Genomic DNA, 16,063 nt, shown 5'->3' on the forward strand with positions numbered 1-16,063 from the left:
GATCTTCTACCCGTACCACCCGCGCGTAGGCGAGGAGGTGGTGGTGCTGGGTCGGTGCCGGCAAGGCGATCTTGACTACGTTGTCGTTCGGCAACCCGACGACACACTGGCACATCTTCCAGAGTGGATGACGAGGCCTGAGGCTGCACAGGTGGCCATCGCGGCGGTGGCCGTGCCGTCGTTGGCAGCGCTATTGGCGCTGCGACGGGAGTTGGACGCGGTTCTATCGTCGCCGACGCGTTCTACTCCCAACGGAGGCGTCGATGAAGCCCGACCCGCAGCACCGCCAGGCCGATCTGTTCGACGGCGAGCCGCAATCTCTGGCGATCCTGCCAACCCATCAGGAAGAACTGATCAACCTGTTGAGCCAACTGCTCTGGCAGGTCAGCAGCGCACACGCCGTAGCCCCTCAGGAGAACAGCGATGAGCAAGATCGGACCTGAGCATCTGGCGCGTCGTGCCTACGTGTACGTCCGGCAATCGACCGTCGACCAACTTCGGAGCAACCATGAGAGCCGACGGCGTCAGTACGCTCTGGCTGACCGAGCCCGTACCCTGGGGTGGAGCGAGGTCGTCGTCATCGACGATGACCTCGGCGTGTCGGCTGCGGGGGTGGCACGTCCTGGCTTCGAGCGACTGCTGGCTGCCATATGCAGCGGTGATGTCGGTGCTGTCCTGTGCATCGAAGCCTCGCGCCTGGCGCGCAACGGCCGCGACTGGCATACGCTGCTGGAGTTCTGCGCCCTGGTGGGCAGCATCCTCGTTGACGAAGACGGCGTCTACGACCCGCGTAGCATCAACGATCGCCTGCTGCTGGGCATGAAGGGAACCATGTCCGAGATGGAGCTGTCGCTGCTGCGACAGCGCTCTGTCGAAGCGCTCAAGCTCAAGGCCTCGCGCGGCGACCTCCACACCATCGTGGCCATAGGGTTCGTTCGCAGCGACGACAACCGCATCGAACTGGATCCAGATCAGCGTGTGCGCAGTGCAATCGCGGCGGTGTTCCAACAGTTCGCGCAGGCTGGCAGCGTCCGCCAGACTCTGCTGTGGTTCCGCCAGGAACGCATTGAGCTTCCAGCGGCGTCCTATGCCGGCGGCCGTCGCATCGTGCAGTGGAGGCTGCCTGGATACAACACGCTGCTGCATATCCTGACCAATCCCGTCTATGCCGGAGCCTACGCCTTCGGTCGTACCGAGAGCCGATCGCGCATCGTCCAGGGACGCAAGCAAGTAGTGCGCGGCAACCGCCGCTTGCGCGATGACTGGCAGGTATTGATCGTGGAACACCACGAAGGCTACATTGACTGGGCCACCTACGAGCACAACCTGCACGTGATCGCCGACAACACCAACATGCGCGGCAGCATGGTCCGCGGTTCGCTGCGTCGCGGCGAAGCGCTGCTCGCCGGCTTGCTACGCTGCGGGCACTGCGCCCGCAAGCTGCACATCGGCTACAGCGGCACCGATGGCAACACGGCGCGGTACCACTGCAAGGGCGCAGCCATCAACCACGGTTCCTTGCAGCGCTGCATTGCGTTCGGCTCCTTGCGCGTGGACCAAGTGATATCCGCGCAGGTCCTCTCGATGCTGCGGCCTCTTGGCATTCAGGCAGCGCTGCAGGCTATCGATGAGCGTGCCCGCGAGGAGCAGACGAAGCGGCAGCAAGTCGAACTGGCCTTGGAACAGGCCCGCTTCGAGGCAGCTCGAGCACAGCGTCAATTCGATGCTGTGGATCCCGGCAACCGGCTGGTTGCCAACGAGCTCGAGCGTCGATGGAACGAGCGACTGTCGCAGGTTGCGAGCAAGCAATCGGAACTCGACGCCTGGGACGCTCGAGCTTCACCGAGCCTCACGCTGCAGCAAAGAGACGATCTGCTTCGCCTGGGTTCAGACCTGCCGTTGGCTTGGCACGATCCGGCGGCAAGCAATGAGATTCGCAAGCGCATAGTGCGATCAGTCATAAAGGAAATCGTTGCACGCGTCGACGACATTGAGATCCACCTCGTAGTCCACTGGCAAGGAGGGGACCACACGGAGCTGCGGGTTCCAAAGAACCGAGTTGGACAACATCGCTGGACCACGCCACCCGACGTACAGAAGCTGATCGAGCAGTTGGCTCGACAGCTCAGCGATGCCGGTATTGCATCCCTGCTCAACCGATTAGGCCATCGCTCTGGCAAAGGTCACACCTGGACCGAGATGCGCGTGCGCTCCTATCGCAACGACCACGGTATTGCCGTGTACCGCGAAGGAGAGCGTGAAGAACGCGGAGAAGTAACCCTGGAACAGGCAGCCAAGGTGCTCGGCGTGAGTGGAATGACCGTGTTGCGCATGATCGCCACTGGTGCCATCGCCGCAACGCAAGCCTGTCGCAGTGCGCCCTGGGTCATCGCACGCAGCGAGCTTGATCGTCCTGAACTGGCCTCCTACCTCGGGCAGACGCGTAAAGGTCCGCTAACAGGAGATCCAGACCAAATTCCTCTTGAACTTCAATAACGTGGTGAGGTGAGCATCATGTCGCGTACTCGGTCGGGCCCAGCAGGAGCAGGTTGGCGCCGTGGCGCAGCCAGCCGTCGCCGGCGCACAGCGCCGCGACCTGGGCCTTGGAGATCATCGGCACAGCGTCGAAGTCGAAGTTCTCCAGCGTCTTGCCCGGCAGCAGCTTGGCTTCGCCCAGGTGGCGCTCGATGCGCCGGCGGTCGCGCTCGGCGAGCTCGTGCTCGGCCAGGGCCGTGAGCAACCGCGCCGCAGGCCAGCCCTCCTTGTCCGAGCGCTCGGCGAAGGCCGGCCAGATCTGCTTGAGCGCGGGCAGCCGCAGCTCGTTGAGCAGCAGCGTCAGCCGCGTGGGGTCGAAGTCGTCGCTCATGCTTGCACCTCCTGGTGGCGGTGGACCAGGGCCTCGTAGTCGCTCAGCGAGGCCAGCTGCACGCAGACCTCCGGCAGCCCGGCCGGATCCGGGGCGAAGCGCGCACGCAGCTCGTTGAGGTCGGGTAGCCGGCGCTCATCCAGGTGCTGCAGCAGCAGTTGCCCGAGCTGCGCCTCGCAGGCGCGCTCATGCGCCAGGCTCAGCAGCTCCACCATGGTCTTGCAGGCCGCACGCGGGGGCAGCTGCTCGCACAGCCGATCGAACGTCAGCCGGTAGGCCTCGCGCGGGAACAACTGGTCGCGGTAGACCAGGTTGAGCAGTGCCATGGGCTTGCGGCGCAGGGCGTGGATGACGTGCCGGTAGTCCACGACATGGCCGTGCCGCCCCTTGCCGGCGGCGCGCCCCCGCACCAGCGTCATCAGCGCGGTGCCGCCCAGGAACACCTCCAGCCGGTCGTCGTAGAGCCGCACGCGCAGCCGGTGCCCGATGAGCCGCGACGGCACGGTGTAGAACACCTTGCGCAGCGTGAAGCCGCCGGACGAGGTCACGTACACCAGCGTCTCCTCGTAGTCGCAGGTGCGCGTGGCCGGCAGCGGCTGCAGCATGGCGCGCTCGGCCTCGATGCGCTTGCCGTTACGGGCGTTGTGGCGGCTGACGATCTCGTCGATGAAGCGCCGGTAGGCCACCAGGTCGGCGAAGTCGGCGCTGCCGCGCAACAGCAGCGCGTCACGGATGGCGCTCTTGAGGTGGCCGTGCGGGCTCTCGATGGCGCCGTTCTCGTGCGCGACGCCGCGGTTGTTGCGTGTGGGCTCCATCCCGTAGTGGGCGCACAGCGCGTCGTAGCGCGACGTCAGGTCCTCGCGCGCCTGGGAGTCCAGGTTGCGGAAGGCTGCCGAGAGGCTGTCGCTGCGGTGCTCGCGCGGCACGCCGCCCAGGGCCCACAGCGCGTTCTGAAGGCCTTCGGCCAGCGCGACGAAGCTCTCGCCGCCGAGGATGACGTGCGCGTGCTCGAAGCCCGAGCAGGCCAGCCGGAAGTGGTAGAGCCGGTGGTCCAGCGGCACGCCGGCGACCGAGACGCCCAGGCTGTGCATCTCGGTGAAGTCCGACAGCCCCAGGCGGCCGGGCTCGTGCACTTGGCGGAAGACGACGTCGCGATCCTCGCCGTGCTGAGCGCGCCAGGTGCGGATGCGCCGCTCCAGCGTGCGCCGCACGCTGCGCGTGAGCTCGGGGTGGCGGCGCATCATCTCCTCGAGCACCGCCACCGGCCGCACGCCGGGCGCGGCCTTGAGCAGCGGCACCACCTCGCTGTCGAAGATCTCGGCCAGCGGGTCTGGTCGGCGCCTCTCCCGAGGTGCCTGCTTCTGGGACGGCAGCCGCGGATCCTTCTCGATGCGGTAGGCCGTGGCCAAGCTGATCCCCGCACGCGCGGCCGCCGTGGACCGCCCTTCAGTCAGTCTGAGCTTCATGTAAAGCCTCATCTGGTGGTCGTGGATGTGACGTCCGGGCACGGGCAGGCTCTCGGGAAGACGAGATTCCTGCCTCATACCGGACCCACCGCGACCACCGGCGAGGCCTACGGGAGGCGAACGCCGGCGCGCGCGGGGCCTGGCGGGTTCCGGGCTACGCCCTTCACCCGCCAGGCCCCGCGATCCTTCTCATCCAGATTGACGCGCTGCTATCACCTTGATTGACGCGCAGCACCAGACCGCCTCTTCTTGCAGATCAAGGTACGAGGGGCAGTGTACCCAAGCATGTTCAGCCATTCTTGAAGCGGCACAGCAGCTTTGCAGCCGGGCGCATGTCGCGGCCTTGCCGCGTTAGTAAGCTCGCTAAACCAAGACGCCGAGGGCTGAAGACGGCAGATGGTCATGTCTGAGCGCATCAATTCAGGCCACGGAACAGCGCTGCGATGAAGCCACGGCAGTCAAGGCACCGGTACCGCAATAACCATTCCCACGTAGAGACAAATGGAGTCGACTCTTTCACCGTTTCGCCGCGGCCGCGTACTTATCACAGCCAAGTCCGTGGCCGGCTCGCCTCGAGCGCTGAAATTGATTGAGCAAGCCGGACATGAGGTGATAGTCAAGAATCCGCCGCTGCCCTTCGACGAGCAGTGGCTGATCGACCAGGCTCGTGAAGTCGATGCGCTGGTCGTCGCCATGGAGCCAGTAACCGGTCGCCTGCTCGATGGCGCGTCCAGGCTGAAGATCATCGCTCGACCCGGCGTGGGCTATGACACGGTGGACCTGGAAGCGGCGAGTCGCCGCGGTGTGCTGGTCACGGTGGCAGCGGGTACCAACGATCAAAGCGTGGCGGACTTCACTTTCGGCCTGCTACTGCAGGCCACGCGCGCAATCGCCATCGCTGCGGATAGCGTGCGCCAGGGCCGCTGGGATCGGGTCACCGGCACCGAGGCTTGGGGCAAGACACTGGTCATCGTCGGGCTGGGCCGAATTGGCAAGGCAGTTGCCAAGCGGGCGCGCGGGTTCGATATGCGCGTGCTGGCCGTCAGCCGGAACACGGATGATGCCTTTGCGCGCGAGCAGGGCATCACCTTCGTATCGCTGGAAGAGGCGCTGCGCGAAGCGGATTTCGTGTCCCTGCACGCACCGCTCACGTCCGACACGCAGGACCTGATCAATGCCCGCACCCTGGCTTGGTTCAAGCCGGGGGCCTACCTCATCAATACCTCTCGCGGCGGGCTTGTCGACGAACAGGCGCTGGCCGAGGCCGTACGAAGCGGACGCCTCGCCGGAGCGGCCGTTGACGTCCTGAAAATTCAAGGCGCCGAAAGCCCAAGTCCGCTGATCAACGTGCCTGGCATCGTGGTGACACCTCACATGGCGACCTTCACCCGCGAGTCCATGGACCGCGTGGCGTTGTCGGTGGCGCGCAGCGTGATCGCCGTACTGCAAGGCCAGCGACCCGAGCACATCGTCAACCCCGCTGCGCTGGAAGCAGCCGGCCTCTGACCCGAGCAAGCCAGCCCTTTTGAACTGAACCCATGGCCATTCCATCCGACACCATCAAGGCAGTGACTGCCGCGCTCTATGAGCGCTCACTCAAGCGCGTGCCAGAGGACACCAAGGCGGCACTGCTCAGTCTCGACCTCGCCGAGCGCAACGAAACCGCCAAGCACACGCTGCGCATCATGCTCAAGAGCGCGGAGGCCGCTGAGCGCAACGAGCACTTCGTCTGTTCGGACGCCGGCATCCCCGTCTATTTCGTCCGGGTCGGCGTGCAGGCGCAGTTCCAGGGCAGCGTGCGGCAAGCCATCACCCAGGGCTTCGACGAACTGGTGGCCACCATCAACCCACCCTTGCTGCCGCACGTGACCAACCCGCTGACGCTGGAGCGCGGCTACAAGGGCAAGAGCATGCCCATCGTGAGCTTCGACCTGGTCGATGACTGCGACTTCGTCGAGATCACCTGCAGTCCCAAGGCGTTGGGATCCGGACGCTGGGCAGCGCTGGAGATTTTCAGCTTTCCCGACCTGCACACCATCGAGAAGTTCGTGATGGAAACCGTGATCAAGGCAGGATCGCAGCCCTGTCCGCCGGTGGTCATTGGCGTAGGCATTGGGGGCACTTTCGATTACGCGGCCAAGATGGCCAAGGAAGCCACGTTGCGGCCCATCGGCAGCAGGCATGAAGAAGCCATGGTCGCAGCCATGGAGCAGCGGCTCACGCGGGCCGTGAATGCCACGGGCTTCGGCCCCATGGGCACAGGCGGCGACGCCACGGCCCTGGCCGTGCACGTGAACTACGCCGCCGGGCACGGCTTCACGCCGGTGGCTGTGGCCTTCAACTGCTGGATTAACCGCCGTACCCGGGCGCGTCTCTTCAACGACGGCCGTGTCGAATGGATGGAGTGAGAGCATGAGCATCACGACCCATCGCATGAGCTTTCCGCTGTCAGCGGACGATGCCCGCATGCTGCGCGCGGGCGACCAAGTGATCATTGATGGCGAAATCGTCATCACGGCCGGCATGCCCACGCACGAGCGAATGTTACGCTGCCTGGACAGCGCCGAGCCACTGCCCATGGATTTACAGGGCGCCTCGTTGTTCCACCTCGGCAGTTTCAGCCGTGAGGTGGAGGGCCGCTTCGAGCTCCTGTATCTCAATCCCACTACCAGCACGCGCTTCAATCCATTCATGCCGCGGCTCATCCGCGGCATGCAGTGGCATGCCGTTGGCGGCAAGGGCGGGCTTGACGAACACTGCGCCGCGGCGATGCAGGAAGTGGGCAGCGTCTACCTGTCGTTCCTGGGTGGAGGCTGCACGTTGCTGTCGCAAGCCGTCAAGGAAGTCGTTGAGGTGGGTTGGAGCGACATGCTTGTGCACTATCGCCTTGTGCGGCTCAAGGTCGAAGGCCTGGGACCGGTCACCGTGGGCATCGATGCGCATGGACGCAGCCTCTATACCGAAGAGCAGCAGGACGCCAAGGCCCGTCTGCCGGAGTTGTTGGCAAAGCTGGACGCCGAGCGCCATCAGGGATGAGAGCGCAACACGGATCTTCAGGTGCCCGCTCTGCCTTTGTGCGCCATTTCCATTTTGGCAAGCACCCGATGCCGCCGCTGCATGCGCGGTGACGGCTCGACGCCGGCGCTGCCAGAGGGCATTCGACACCTTCTCTGAAGCCGAGCCCGGGCCAGCTCCTGACATGCGCCCAATTGCAAAACAGTCTTGCCGGTTGGTCACATAGGCATGACGGCAGTCGGCCCCTAGAGTCGTACCGATGCTGGGCGCTGCTGCATGAACCAGCGGTTCTCACGCTTCATCAATGGAATCAGCCATGAATACCTCCCGCCGCACTCTCCTCGCCGCACTGGCCCTGGGCTGTGCCCCAGTTGCTTTCGCACAGCAGGCCTGGCCCTCCAAACCGCTGCGTATCGTCGTGCCCTTCACCGCTGGGGGCCCTGCCGATGGCTTGGCCCGCCAACTTGGCGCTCACATGAGTACCGAACTTGGGCAACAGGTGCTCGTGGACAACAAGGCCGGCGCTGGGGGGACCTTGGGTGCTGCCGAAGTCGCGCGCTCGAGCCCTGACGGCTACACCCTGCTGTTCTCCGGCACGGGAGCGCTTGTCATCTTTCCGGCATTGAGTCCCAAGATGCCCTACAACGCGGACCGTGATCTGATCCCCGTGGGCCAGGCGATCAGTACGCCCATGGTCATCGTGGTGGGCCGCAACAGCCCGTTCAAGGACCTGGGCGCCTTGCTGAAACACGCCAAGGCGAATCCGGGCAAGGTGAACTTTGCCTCGGCTGGCGCGGGCACGACGACGCAGATGGGCGCTGAGCTGCTCAGGCAGGAGGCTGGCGTCGAGTTGACCCACGTCCCTTACCGAGGCGCAGCGCCTGCCTTGAACGATGTGATCGCTGGCACCGCCGACATGATGGTGGCCGACGTGTCGGCCGTGGTCGCGTTCGTGAAAGGCGGCCAGCTACGGCCGCTGGCCGTGACCTCGCCCGCCCGCTCCACCGTCCTGCCCGATGTGCCGACAACCGCCGAGGCAGGGTTGCGCAACGTGGTAGCCAGCACTTGGTATGGATTCCTCGTGCCGGCGCGCACGCCGCCCGAGGTCGTTTCCCGCTTGAACGCGGCCTTGAACAAGGCCGTGCAGCATCCGGACTCGGTGGCGTTTCTCAAGGCGCAGGGCGTGTTGCCTGCTGTCGGGTCGCCGGAAGCCTTCGGCCAGTTGATGAAGGCAGAATCTGCCAAGTGGGGCACGCTGGCCAAGACCGTGGGCGCCAAGCTCGATTGAGACAGGACCGTGAGCAGGATCAAGGCACTGGTTGCGGCCGGACTGCTGGCACTGTCCAGCCTTGCGCACGCGGCCTTTCCCGACAAGCCCCTGCGGCTGATCGTTCCGTTTCCCGCGGGAGGAGCCGCCGATGCCATGGCGCGAGGCATGGCACAACGGCTCGGCGCTGAGCTTGGCCAGCAGGTCATCGTGGACAACCGCGGGGGGGCCGGCGGCGCCACCGCGGCCGAAGCAGCCGCCCGATCGCCGGCAGACGGCTACACGCTGTTCTTCGGCACCATGGGAACTCACGCCATCAACCCCGCGCTGTATCCCAAGCTGCGCTACGACCCTGTGAAGGACTTCGCGCCCATCAGCCTGACCCACGTCACGCCCCGAGTGCTTGTCGTCTCCCCGTTGCTGAACGTCCGCAGCGTCGCCGATCTTGTTGCGCTGGCACGCAGCAAGCCCCGCAGCCTCACCTACGGATCGGCGGGAAATGGCAGCTCAAGCCACCTCGCGGGCGCACTGTTCGAGTCGCTGGCCGGCGTGCAGATGGTTCACGTGCCCTACAAGGGAAGCTCCCCACTGCTGGTGGATGTGCTGGCAGGCCGCATCGACATGACTTTCGATTCCTACGCGGTTTACGAAGAGCACATCAAGACCGGCAAGGTGGTGCCGTTAGGCGTCACGTCCAAATCGCGCCTGGCCGTGCTGCCGAAGGTGCCGACCATCGCCGAGGCGGGTCTCTCCGGCTACGACGTGTCGAACTGGCTGGGTCTTTTCGCACCCGCTAACACGCCACAGGACGTGCTGTCCACAGTGCATGCAGCGCTGGGCCGGGCCATGGCGGACGGCAACTTGAAAGCTCAACTCGCGACCCAGGGCATTGAGCCTGCATTCGGCACCCCCGCGGCGCTGGCTTCGCTGATTCGTACCGAGATTCCGAAGTGGGCACAAATCGTCAGGAAGTCAGGCGCCACGGTGGACTGACCATGGGCCACAGCCGACCGCCGTCTCGACCGGAGATATGAATGATTGAACTGCTGCATCGTGACGATGCCCAGATCGAGGTTCTCGTCGACGGCGAGCCAGGACCGGCCATCGTCCTGTTGCCGTCCTCGATGCGTGACTCCCTGGACTTCGACGTTTTGGCTCAGCAAATCGCCGCACTGGGTTTCAGGGTGCTGCGGCCCCAGCCACGCGGCATGGGCCGCAGCCGTGGCCCCATGGACTGGTTGGATCTGAGCGTGCTTGCCGCGGACGTCGCCCACACGATCGAGCAGCTGGGTGGAGGCCGGGCGGTGATCGTCGGCCATGCCTTCGGACACTTCATCGCCCGCGTGACCGACTTGGAACACCCTGAGCTTGTTCGTGGCGTGGTCGTGATGGCCGGTGCGGCGCGCACCTTTCCGCCGGGCGTGGCGGAGTCGCTGGAGATTGCATTCGACGGGTCACGTCCTGAATCCGAGCGACTGCATCACCTGCGTCTTGGGTTCTTCGCACCGGGCAATGATCCGTCGCCGTGGCTTGAGGGATGGCATCCCGAGCTGCGCGAGGCCTACCGCCGCGCTGGCATCAGGCCGCCCAAGGACGCCTGGTGGCCCGTGACCCATGCACCGATCCTGGATCTGCAGGGGGACGCCGACCCGTGGCGCCCGCCATCGACGCGCGAGGAGCTGAAGCAGGTGCTCGGGGACAAGGTCACTGTGCGTGTCGTGTCGCACGCCAGCCACGCGATGGTGCCGGAACAGCCCATGGCCGTGGCCGACATCATCGTTGACTGGGCCAGGTCGCTGGCCCCTTGACGGTTAGCGGCCTTTGAAGACCGGGGTGCGCTTTTCGCGGAATGCGGCCTGTGCCTCCTTGGCGTCTTCGGTCTTGCCGATCAGGGCCGTCATGTCCTGCTCGTAGCGATAGCCGTCGCGCAGGCTCATGTCCTCGATGGTGTTGAGGGTGTGCTTGCCCATCCGCGTGGACACCGGGCTCTTGGAAGCGATGGTGGCTGCCAGTTCCATGGCCGCAGGCATCAGCTCATCGGGTGCCGTGCACGCTTCCACGATGCCCAGGCGGTAGAGTTCCTCGCCGGGCACACGGTAGCCCGTGAGCATCATGCGGCGCAGCCTGGAATGTCCGAACAGCCGCATGGCGTGACGGCAACCTCCAAGCAGACCCACATCCACTTCAGGCAGTCCCAGCGAAGCTTTCTCTGAGGCGATCAGCACGTCCGCCGATGCCACCATGGCCAAGCCCGAGCCGAGCGCCGCGCCGTTGATGGCAGCGATCACGGGCTTGGCGCACTCGCGGATGGCATGGAAGCACTCGCGCGTGCGCCGCGAGTGCGCAGGCATGTCGCCCGGCCCCTTGATGTTCTCGGCACGTCCCTTGAGGTCGGCGCCGGCACAGAAGACTTTGCCGGCCCCCGTGAGCACCACGACACGAACCTCGTCCAGCTCCGAGATGCGATCCAGCGCGAGGGTGAGCTCATCGTTGAGCACGCGCGTGAGCGCATTCACCGGCGGGCTGTCCATCGTCAGGACCGCAATGTGATGCTCGATGGTGACACGCAGTTGGGTAAGGTCGTCCATGAGAGTTTCCAGGTTTCAGTGTTGGGGTTCGCTGGTCCATCCGATGCCGCAGCCCGGGCCGCCAGGCACGGAGATGTGGCCTTCGGTGACGGGCAGCTCGGTGAACGGGTCGTCAAGCAGGTGCTGGTGCTCGGACAGCTCGCACGCATAGGGCATGGCCTTAAGCACGCTGGCCGCCTGCACGTTCATGGCTTGCAGCAGCGCAGGGCCGAACGTGGCACCGACTCGACAGACGACGTTACCGGCCTCGCAGAGGTGCATGGCCTGTACGAAGCGGCGCAGGCCCCCCAGCTTAGTCGGCTTGAGGTTGATCACGTCAACGACACGATCGGCCACCAGCCGGAAGACGTCGTGCACGGTCTGCGCGCTCTCGTCCGCTTCGATGGCCACGGGCAGGCTTTGGGTCAGCAACGCAAGTCCGGCCCAGTCAGCGGCAGGCACCGGCTGCTCGACCAGGCAGATGTCATGCCGCTCCATCCGAGCAAAGGCACGCATGAAGGACTTGGCTGCGTAGGACTGATTCGGATCCAGCGTCAGCTGGACTCCGTGGCCCACGGCCTCACGCACCGCGGCCACGCGCTGCACATCGAGCGCAGTGTCGCCTGAGAGCTTGAGCTTGAGCTGACCGAAGCCTTCCTCGACGCGGCAGACGGCCTGGCGGGCCATGTCCGCCGGGCTCTTGATCGCGAGGATGCGCGCCTGCGGGATGGCATCGCGCAGCTTGCCTCCGAGCAGCACGTGGACCGGCACGCCCAGGCGCCGGGCCATCAGGTCGTGCAAGGCCATGTCGATGCCGGCCTTCACACTCGGCTGGAAAGCCAAGGCTGCATCGATCTGCTCGACCAAGGCCGACAGCTCGTCCGCTCGGCGCTGCAACAGCAGCGGTGACAGCAGCGCCAGCGCCGCTGCGGCACCGTCGCCGTGTGTCGTGATGGCGGGTATGGCATGGACGTAACCCGATCCCCGCACGCCGTCCTCATCCGTCAAGATCAACACGTGACCCTCGAGACGGGGCACGGTGGCCCGGGCGAACTTCCAGCTCGGGTCGCGCAGCCTCTGAACGCAAGGCTGAATGGCCACATCGACAATTTTCATGCGCGGCTCAATCGAGAGTGATCCTGGCGCGGGTCACCACCGCGTGCCACTTGTCATATTCCGCCGCCATGAGCTTCGCGTACTCCTGCGGTGACGAACCCACTGCAACGGCGCCCTGCTTGGCGAATTGTTCCTTGATCTCGTCCGACTGCAACGCGGTCGCAACGGCTTCGCGCATCTTCTTCAGCACGTCGGGCGCCACGCCCTTCGGGGCGATGAACCCATAGTTGGTGTCCATCTGCACGCCGGGCAGCCCGGCCTCTCTGGTCGTTGGCACATCCGGCAACTGCGTCGCACGCGAGGCACCAGCGACAGCCAGTGCCTTGAGCTTGCCGGCCTTGACGTGCTGCAGGACCGGGGTGACGTCGACCATGGCCACTTGAACCTCTCCTCCCAACAGCGCCGTGACGGCCGGCGCCGCGCCCTTGTAGGGCACATGGGTGATATCGACGCCAGCTTCCAGCTTCAACAGCTCGGCGCCAATGTGAGGCGTCGTTCCGTTTCCAGCCGATCCATAGTTGAGCTTGCCGGGAGCAGCCTTGGCCTTGCCAATCAGATCGGACAGGCTTGAAATGCCGGAACCCGAGCCGACCACGATGACCGACGGCACCCGTGCTGCCAGCGTGACGTATTCGTAATCGGTTTGCGCATACGGCATCTTCATCAGGGTGGGCATGCCTGCCAGAGGACCGGGCCCGGTGAAGGCAAAGGTATAGCCGTCAGGAGCGGCCTTGACCATGGCTGCCACGCCGATCGTGCCGCCGGCACCAGCGCGGTTGTCGACGATCACGGGCTGGCCGAGTTGAGTGCCAATCTTCTTGGCCAGCATCCGCGCGATGGCGTCGCTGGGGCCACCAGCGGCATAGGGCACGATGAGAAGCATCGGCTTGGCCGGCCAGGCCTGGGCTTGGGCCAGCGGACTCGTGCCGGCAAGGGCCAGTGCAGCCAGGCCGCACATCGACGACAGGAATCTTCTGCGCATGATGTCTCCGTGTTTGTGGGTCGGTTCGAGTGTGGTCGGCCCGGCTGCCTCCAGGTAGGCAGGCAGCTGGCAATTCAGCTATGCACGGCGCGAAATCCTGCGGCCTCAAACGCGCTCTAGCACGACGGCAATGCCTTGCCCCACACCAATGCACATGGTGCACAGCGCGTAGCGCCCGCCCGTTCGCTGCAGTTGGTTCACGGCCGTGATGACGAGCCGTGCACCGCTGGCGCCCAGCGGGTGCCCTAGCGCGATGGCGCCGCCCCATGCGTTGACGCGCGGGTCGTCGTCGCGCAGGCCCAGCCGGCGCAGCACTGCCAGGCCCTGCGCCGCGAAGGCCTCGTTGAGCTCGATCACGTCCATCTGCTCCAGGCTCAGGCCGGTGAGCTGCAACACCTTTTGCGTGGCCGGCGCCGGGCCGATGCCCATGATGCGTGGCGCGACACCTGCGGTGGCCATGCCCACCAAGCGTGCCCGCGGCGTCAGGCCCTGGCGTGCCGCGGCAGCCTCGCTGGCCAGGATCAGCGCGCAGGCGCCATCGTTGACGCCAGAAGCATTGCCGGCGGTGACCGAGCCTTCAGGCCGCACTACACCCTTGAGCCGGGCCAGCGCCTCCAGTGAAGTCGGGCGCGGATGCTCGTCCTTCGCGACAATCAGCGCCTCGCCCTTCTTCTGGGGAATGCTCACCGGCGTGATCTCGGTGTTGAAGAAGCCGGACTGCTGCGCCGCCACGGCCCTGAGCTGGCTGGCCAGCGCCATGCGGTCCTGGTCTTCACGGGAAATGCCGAAGTCGGCAGCGACGTTCTCTGCCGTCTCGGGCATCGAGTCCACGCCGTAGGCAGTCTTCATGGCCGGATTGACGAAGCGCCAGCCGATCGTGGTGTCCTCTACCGAGCTCTGGCGGCTGAAGGCCGACGTGGCCTTGGGCATCACGAAGGGTGCACGGCTCATGCTCTCGACACCACCGGCGAGCATCAACTCGGCATCGCCGCACCTGATGGCACGCGCCGCGGTGCCGACGGCGTCCATGCCGGAGCCGCAGAGGCGGTTGACGGTACTGCCGGGCAGACTCTCCGGCAAGCCGGCCAACAGCAGCGACATCCGCGCGACGTTGCGGTTGTCCTCGCCAGCCTGGTTGGCACAGCCATAGATCACGTCGCTGAAGGCTTCCCAATCGACGCCCTGATGGCGCACGGCCAGCGCCCTGAGCGGCACGGCGCCGAGGTCGTCCGCGCGAACGCTGGAAAGCGCGCCGCCGTAGCGACCGAACGGCGTTCGAACGCCGTCGCAGATGAAAGCATGGTGGGACATGGCGAGTCTCATGGAGGCCAGGGAAAACCGGCAAATCTATAGAGGGGCAGACAGCGCACCTAGCGCATGCGCGACACAACTGCTATGCAGTGGCTGGCAAGGGCCATGTGCGCGCTGGAGATGCCGCGTGGCCGCAACGCGCCGTGACCCAAAGCACATAGCAGCTATGTGCCGGCGGTGGCTTCCTGCCTTGAAGCGCCATCCCTAGATTCGCCGCCCACGGCGGCCCGGATCTGGTTGGCCGCCACAACCCAAGACGGAGACACCCATCATGTCCAAGAAGGCCTTTCTCGTTCTCGCTCTCGCCGCGCCGGTGGCCAGTGCGTTTGCCCAAAGCCAAGTGAGCATCTACGGCATCGTGGACCTGTCGGTCAACGTGGAGCGCGCGGGGTCTGGCACTGGCAGCACCAAAACGCTGCAATCAGGCACCGGCTATGGAAGCCGGATCGGTTTCAAGGGGCAGGAGGATCTGGGTGGGGGCCTGGCGGCCAACTTCGTGCTGGAATCAGGCATCGCTGCCGACACCGGTGCCCTGCAGCAGGGCGGCCTGCTGTTCGGCCGTCAGGCTTTCGTCGGGCTCTCGACATCGCGCTGGAGCCTCACGGCTGGGCGCCAGTACTCGCCGCTGTGGCAGAGCGTGACGCTGTCCGATGCCTTCGGGCAGACTTATTGGGGCAACGCGCAGGCGACCACCCTTGGGTCGGCCAGCCCTGCGTCCGTGGCAGGCGATGGGGGTCATGGAGCCCTTTCCCGGATCAACAACTCGATCAGTGCCAGTGCTACCCAGGGAGCGTGGACCGAGCGCCTGATGCTGGCCGCAGGGGATGAGAACACCAGTGGCTCCGGCCGTCTTGCCAATGCAAGCCTGACCTACAGTGCGGGACCGCTGGCTGTGACCGCTTCGCTGGCGCGATTGCGCCAGTACGCCAAGGACATCCCCGCTGGGGCAGCCCCGGACTGGCAAACCGCCTATGAAGTGGGCGGACAGTACGACTTCGGCTTCGTCAAGGTCTTCGGCGCCTACTACGCGTTCGACCCGTCGGAGAGCAACGTCGCGCTCAAGGCCACGACGGCCACCAGGACGCGGGCGTTCTGGATCGGCGGGCAGATCCCGGTCGGCTCGGGGCGCGTGATCACGCAGCTGACCTCGACGCGCTTTGATCGGCCGGCAGGCGTGGCGCAGGGTCGCGGAACCACCTGGGGCGTGACCTACGAGCATGCGCTGTCCAAGCGCAGCTTCCTCTACACCTCCTACGGGCAGGTGACCAACAACGCGACCAGCTCGCTGAGCCTCTACGGCGGCACGACCAGCGTCGCTCCGAAGTCGGCCGGCGACGATCCCAAGGCGCTCTCGGTGGGCATGCGCCACGCTTTCTAAGCCACGGCCGCCGGCAGCGGTGCGGCAAGGTATCTCGTTGGCAGCCTGTGCGATCTCCGATGCATGCTCAGCTGCCGCTGCATTTCTGCTTTGCC

At 65.6% G+C, this 16,063-nt stretch carries 14 protein-coding genes and 2 pseudogenes; 10 read left to right on the forward strand and 6 right to left on the reverse strand.

Translation table 11 applies throughout. The features are described from left to right. Positions 1-43: 43 nt before the first annotated feature. From H537_RS57140 to H537_RS0123870, 3 genes and pseudogenes are all read left to right on the forward strand, one after another. A pseudogene (locus H537_RS57140) lies at positions 44-157 on the forward strand (hypothetical protein); the annotation flags it as partial. 106 nt (positions 158-263) lie between these two features. Further along, positions 264-443 (forward strand): hypothetical protein, encoded by a 180-nt coding sequence (locus H537_RS0123865; protein ID WP_028999852.1) that lies wholly within the window; start codon positions 264-266, stop codon positions 441-443. Next, the gene (locus H537_RS0123870; protein WP_028999853.1) at positions 424-2,496 is read left to right on the forward strand and encodes a recombinase family protein; all 2,073 of its coding nucleotides are present in this window, start codon (positions 424-426) and stop codon (positions 2,494-2,496) included. Before H537_RS0123865 ends, H537_RS0123870 begins: the two co-directional genes overlap by 20 nt. A 31-nt stretch (positions 2,497-2,527) precedes the next feature. Here the strand turns inward: H537_RS0123870 and H537_RS45175 are convergent. Both H537_RS45175 and istA read right to left on the reverse strand, forming a co-directional pair. Next, a pseudogene (locus H537_RS45175) lies at positions 2,528-2,866 on the reverse strand (ATP-binding protein); the annotation flags it as partial. After that, on the reverse strand, positions 2,863-4,374 hold the full coding sequence (istA, locus tag H537_RS0123880; RefSeq protein ID WP_028999854.1) for an IS21 family transposase: 1,512 nt from the start codon (positions 4,372-4,374) through the stop codon (positions 2,863-2,865). The gene istA and the pseudogene H537_RS45175, both read right to left, overlap by 4 nt. A 459-nt stretch (positions 4,375-4,833) precedes the next feature. Here istA and H537_RS0123885 point away from each other — a divergent pair, with 459 nt between their 5' ends. The 6 genes from H537_RS0123885 to H537_RS0123910 all read left to right on the forward strand — a co-directional run bounded on the left by H537_RS0123885 (position 4,834) and on the right by H537_RS0123910 (position 10,422). Further along, a complete protein-coding gene (locus tag H537_RS0123885; RefSeq protein WP_043459707.1) occupies positions 4,834-5,838 on the forward strand; it encodes a phosphoglycerate dehydrogenase in 1,005 nt (334 codons plus the stop codon). Positions 5,839-5,870: 32 nt separating this feature from the next. Then, positions 5,871-6,740, forward strand: coding sequence for a fumarate hydratase (locus H537_RS0123890; RefSeq protein WP_028999856.1), 870 nt, complete (start codon positions 5,871-5,873; stop codon positions 6,738-6,740). Between the two features lie 4 nt (positions 6,741-6,744). Next, positions 6,745-7,368 (forward strand): fumarate hydratase C-terminal domain-containing protein, encoded by a 624-nt coding sequence (locus tag H537_RS0123895; RefSeq protein WP_028999857.1) that lies wholly within the window; start codon positions 6,745-6,747, stop codon positions 7,366-7,368. Positions 7,369-7,663: 295 nt separating this feature from the next. After that, positions 7,664-8,635 carry a Bug family tripartite tricarboxylate transporter substrate binding protein gene (locus H537_RS0123900; protein WP_064736032.1) on the forward strand — a complete coding sequence of 324 codons (972 nt, stop codon included), beginning with the start codon at positions 7,664-7,666 and terminating at the stop codon, positions 8,633-8,635. Between the two features lie 9 nt (positions 8,636-8,644). Next, complete coding sequence (locus H537_RS0123905) at positions 8,645-9,607, forward strand: tripartite tricarboxylate transporter substrate binding protein (RefSeq protein WP_028999859.1); 963 nt, start codon at positions 8,645-8,647, stop codon at positions 9,605-9,607. Between the two features lie 41 nt (positions 9,608-9,648). After that, positions 9,649-10,422, forward strand: coding sequence for an alpha/beta fold hydrolase (locus tag H537_RS0123910; protein WP_028999860.1), 774 nt, complete (start codon positions 9,649-9,651; stop codon positions 10,420-10,422). Between the two features lie 3 nt (positions 10,423-10,425). On the opposite strand, the gene H537_RS0123915 is transcribed toward H537_RS0123910, so the two are convergent. The 4 genes from H537_RS0123915 to pcaF all read right to left on the reverse strand — a co-directional run bounded on the left by H537_RS0123915 (position 10,426) and on the right by pcaF (position 14,590). Further along, on the reverse strand, positions 10,426-11,202 hold the full coding sequence (locus tag H537_RS0123915; RefSeq protein ID WP_028999861.1) for an enoyl-CoA hydratase/isomerase family protein: 777 nt from the start codon (positions 11,200-11,202) through the stop codon (positions 10,426-10,428). Positions 11,203-11,217: 15 nt separating this feature from the next. Beyond that, positions 11,218-12,297: a mandelate racemase/muconate lactonizing enzyme family protein gene (locus tag H537_RS45180; protein ID WP_043459711.1), complete on the reverse strand. Its 1,080-nt coding sequence runs from the start codon at positions 12,295-12,297 to the stop codon at positions 11,218-11,220. A gap of 7 nt (positions 12,298-12,304) precedes the next feature. Next, on the reverse strand, positions 12,305-13,279 hold the full coding sequence (locus H537_RS0123925) for a Bug family tripartite tricarboxylate transporter substrate binding protein (protein WP_028999862.1): 975 nt from the start codon (positions 13,277-13,279) through the stop codon (positions 12,305-12,307). A gap of 105 nt (positions 13,280-13,384) precedes the next feature. Next, a complete protein-coding gene (gene pcaF / locus H537_RS0123930; RefSeq protein ID WP_028999863.1) occupies positions 13,385-14,590 on the reverse strand; it encodes a 3-oxoadipyl-CoA thiolase in 1,206 nt (401 codons plus the stop codon). Between the two features lie 271 nt (positions 14,591-14,861). On the opposite strand from pcaF, the gene H537_RS0123935 reads away from it, so the two are divergent. Then, entirely contained in the window at positions 14,862-15,968 is a 1,107-nt protein-coding gene (locus H537_RS0123935) for a porin (protein WP_028999864.1), read from the forward strand. Positions 15,969-16,063 lie beyond the last annotated feature (95 nt).

Source organism: Azohydromonas australica DSM 1124 (assembly GCF_000430725.1).
In the GTDB taxonomy this organism is placed as follows: domain Bacteria; phylum Pseudomonadota; class Gammaproteobacteria; order Burkholderiales; family Burkholderiaceae_C; genus Azohydromonas; species Azohydromonas australica.